The organism is Trueperaceae bacterium, from assembly GCA_031581195.1.
Lineage (GTDB): Bacteria > Deinococcota > Deinococci > Deinococcales > Trueperaceae > SLSQ01.
Map to the genome: position 1 here is coordinate 1 of JAVLCF010000189.1, position 2,581 is coordinate 2,581.

2 protein-coding genes are annotated in these 2,581 nt (G+C 76.8%); one reads left to right on the forward strand and one right to left on the reverse strand.

Annotated features, from left to right (window positions below; translation table 11 throughout):
- Window positions 1-670, forward strand: a 670-nt coding sequence (locus RI554_11265) for an aminotransferase class V-fold PLP-dependent enzyme (protein ID MDR9392593.1), incomplete at its 5' end; no start/stop codon positions are given.
- A 46-nt stretch (window positions 671-716) separates the two neighbouring features.
- On the opposite strand, the gene RI554_11270 is transcribed toward RI554_11265, so the two are convergent.
- Window positions 717-2,390: a Na/Pi symporter gene (locus RI554_11270; GenBank protein ID MDR9392594.1), complete on the reverse strand. Its 1,674-nt coding sequence runs from the start codon at window positions 2,388-2,390 to the stop codon at window positions 717-719.
- Window positions 2,391-2,581: the final 191 nt, after the last annotated feature.

The window sequence follows — 2,581 nt, forward strand, 5'->3', positions numbered from 1 at the left end:
GGTGGGTGCGCGGGTGCTGTGGGACCTGTCGCACGCGGTCGGCGCGACGCCGGTCGACCTGAACGGGTGGGCGGCCGACCTGGCGGTCGGCTGCACCTACAAGTACCTGAACGGGGGGCCGGGCGCGCCGGCGTTCGCGTACGTCCGTCGCGACCTGCAGGACCGCCTGACGCAACCGATCCAGGGCTGGTTCGGGCAGACCGACCCGTTCGACTTCGGGACGGCGTACGCGCCGGCGCCCGGCATGGCCCGCTTCACGGTCGGCACGCCGCCCGTCCTGTCGCTCCTGGCGATGGAGCCGGGCGTCGACCTCGTGCGGGAGGCGGGCATCGACGCGGTGCGCGACGCGTCGGTCGCCCTGACGACGTACCTGATCGCGTTGGTGGACGGCCGCCTGGCGGAGCACGGGGTGCGCGTCGCCAGCCCCCGCGACGCGGACCGGCGCGGCTCCCACGTCACGGTGCACCACCCGGAGGGGTACCGCCTGACGAAGGCGATGATCGACGTCGGCGTGATCCCCGACTACCGCGAGGGGAGCGGCATCCGCTTGGGCGTCGCGCCGCTCTACGTCGGGTTCGAGGACCTCTGGCACGCCGTGGACCGGATCGCGGACCTGCTCGCGCGGGGCGCCCACCGGGCGTACGACGACGCGCGGGCGACCGTCACCTGAGCCGACGCGAACCCCTGGAGTCGGTCCCTCCTGGAGGGGGTCCCCCTCAGTCGCGCCCGTCCGGCGACGACCCGATCTCCTCGAGGTACGGCGTGGGGCCGCCCTCGCCGGCGTCCCCGTCGGGCCGCGCGCCGGGCCGCGCGGTCGGGGGCGCGTCGGGGGCGTCGGCGACCCAACCGGCGATGCGGGTGACGCTGGCGTCGATCTGGCGGATGGTGGAGAGCATCTCCAGGTGGTGCGACGACGAGGCGCGCGACGTCGCGAGCGACTCCTCGAGCCGCCCGAGGTGCGCGACGCGCATCGCGGCGACGTGCGCCTCGAGCACGGGCCGACCGTCGACGACCTGGCGCGCCAACGCCCGGTCGCGGGTGGCGAGGGCGGTGAAGGCCGTGCGGGCGCGGTCCTCGACGCGCGCGAGGGTGTCGGCGAGTTCGGTGCGACCCACCCGCGAGAAGGCGAGCCCCTGCGCGCGCAGTCGGTCCTCGCGGCGCGCCATCCGACGGATCTGGTCGCCGACGTGCTCGAGTTCGGTGACCATCAACAACCACGCTTCGCTGGCGGCGTCCTCGCCGTGCGCCCTGCGCGTCCGGGCCAGGTAGTCGACGACGGCGTGCGTGAGGCGGTCGACCTTCGCCTCGAGGGCGGCGACCGTCTCGGGGCTCCAGTCGCCGGTCCGCAGGCCGGCGGCGGCGTCCTGCAGCATGCGGTCGATCTGGTCGCTGACGCGCACGACCTCGCGCTGCACCATGCCGCTCGCGAGCGCCGGGTCGTCGACCGCGTCGGGCCGCAGGTACTTCGGGCGGGTGGCGTCGTCCGCCTCGGGGAGGGCCCGCGCGAGGCCGCGCGCGAGCGGCCCGAGGAACGGGAGGGCGAGCAGGGCGACGGCGAGATTGAAGGCGGTGTGGACGTTCGCGAGGGTGCGCGGCGCGTCGCGCCAGGCGTCGGGGATCCAGGCGGTCGCCGGCCCGAGGGCGGCGATCAGGGCGGCGGCCCCGACCGCCTTGAGGAGCGTGTGCCCCACCGCCACGCGGCGCGCGGGCACGTCGAGGCCGCGGGCGGCGAACCAGGGCAGGATCGTGCCGCCGACGTTCCCGCCGACCACCAGCGCGACGGCGGTCGGGAGGGGCACGGCGCCCGACGCGAACACCCCGAGCGCGAGGGCGGTGACGGCGTTCGTGCTGGAGGTCAGGGCACCGAGCGCCACCCCGAGGAGGGCGACCGCCCAGGGGTGCTGCGCGCCGGCGCGCAGCAGGAGCGCCGCGACCTCGCCCTCGCCGAGGCCGGCGGCGGCGCCCACGACGAGGTCCAACCCCAGGAACAGCAGCCCGAGCCCGAGCACCGCGTCGCCCGCCGCGCGGAGGCGGGGCACGAGGCGGACGACGAACCCCAGCCCGACGGCGGGGAGCGCGACGCCGGAGAGCGCGAAGGCGGCGACCTGGATCGCGAGGGTCGCGCCGACCTTCGCGCCGAGCGACATCGCCAGGCCGCTCGCGACGCTCGCGAGGCCGGACGCGACGAACCCGAGGGTGGTGACGGCGGTGGCGGTCCCGCTCTGCGTGGCGGCGGCGACGACCGTGCCGGCGAACAGCCCTTGGAGGCGTCCGTCGACGGCGCGGGCCAACAGGCGGCGCAGAGCGCCGCCGGCCCACGCCTCGAGGGCGCCGGAGATCCGGTCGATCCCGAGCAGCAGGAGCGCGAGGCCCCCGAGCGCCGTCAGCATGCCGTCTCCCTCCCGGCGCCGTGCGTCGGCGCCTCCGAAAGGGCAAGGCTACCGCACCCCGCGGCGGGCCACGGGGCGGGGGGCGCGACGGACGCGTGGGGGGAGGCGCGTCGGCGGGTCAGGTCGCCAGGGTAGCGCGCACCCGGTCGAGGTCCCGGAGGAGGCCGACCTCGTTGCGTCCGTACTCGAGG

Excerpts from the sequence above, each read along its gene's own strand:
- RI554_11270 (MDR9392594.1), bottom strand. The coding sequence starts at position 2,390 with ATGCTGACGGCGCTCGGGGGCCTCGCGCTCCTGCTGCTCGGGATCGAC.